A 967-nucleotide genomic window follows, 5' to 3' on the forward strand; every position below is an offset into this window, starting at 1 on the left:
CCTGTTGGGTGTGGGGCACCGAGGTCCGAGCTCCGCGGGGCTTCGTCGCCCTCAGAACCGGCAGCTTCAGATAGCCTTCGGATTCCAGCTTGCTCAGCAGCTGCTTACATTCCAGGGTCTTCAACCCACCTTTGGGGCGACGCCACTCGAGCCACTCGCACGCCGTGTTGGCCAGCTCCTGCCGACTCAACCCAGGAAACGTCGAGACCAACTTACGGATCAGCCGCAGCTCCGACGCCGTGAAGACCCGTCCTTTGAAGACGATCGACGGCAGCGCGGCGGTCTCAAGAATCTCCTTCACACCGATACCGTAGCGTATCGGCTGCCAAAAGTCCAGCCTCTTGGCGTGAAGCGATTGCCTCCCTTCTCGAAGCCCAGCGCGCCAGCGCTTCGATGGACCCAAAGGGGACTATGTCACCTTCGATGTACGAATCGACTACCAGAACAAGCGCGGATCCTACCAGAGAGACACTCTCGCCCTCAGCGACCCGCTAAACAGATACGACCGGAGAAGAAACGGAAGCCGTCCTGAGAGGCAAGGTGGATCTGATACTGGAGAGCATCGCGTCGCTGGACCCCGATCGGATCACAGACCCGCAGCTGAAGAGCATCACGGAGTCACTGAGGGAGGTCGGCGGAATCTACTACGATCCGTACATGGTCATGGTGAAACCCGGACTCGAGGAGAGGGTCAGGTGGCCCGTCTGGATGACCCGCGTTGCGGTGCCCGCTGCTGCTCTTTTCGCCGGGTCGGCGGTGATTCTCCTGCTGGTGCTGCTACTGTTCGCGCGCTAGTGCCGGGGCTCGGCTCGGCCGGGGCCTGGATCGCGGAGCTTAGCTGCCGCTCTCGCTACCGCGTCAGGCTGAGCTGCTCCGCGGCGATCAACAGATCGGCGGGTAGAAGTGGAAGCCGAATGGGTCGCCCCAAGACACGCGCATCCGACTTGATCCGACTTGGATGAATCAG

Annotated in this window: 2 protein-coding genes; one reads left to right on the forward strand and one right to left on the reverse strand. The window is 61.7% G+C overall.

The genetic code is table 11. The features are described from left to right. Positions 1 to 301 (reverse strand): hypothetical protein (locus GY769_19095; GenBank protein ID MCP4204031.1); only part of this gene is annotated, 301 nt, incomplete at its 3' end. Positions 302 to 540: 239 nt separating this feature from the next. Here GY769_19095 and GY769_19100 point away from each other — a divergent pair. Continuing rightward, entirely contained in the window at positions 541 to 795 is a 255-nt protein-coding gene (locus GY769_19100) for a hypothetical protein (GenBank protein ID MCP4204032.1), read from the forward strand. The last annotated feature ends 172 nt before the right edge of the window (positions 796 to 967 follow it).

Source organism: bacterium (assembly GCA_024224155.1).
Taxonomy (GTDB): domain Bacteria; phylum Acidobacteriota; class Thermoanaerobaculia; order Multivoradales; family JAHEKO01; genus CALZIK01.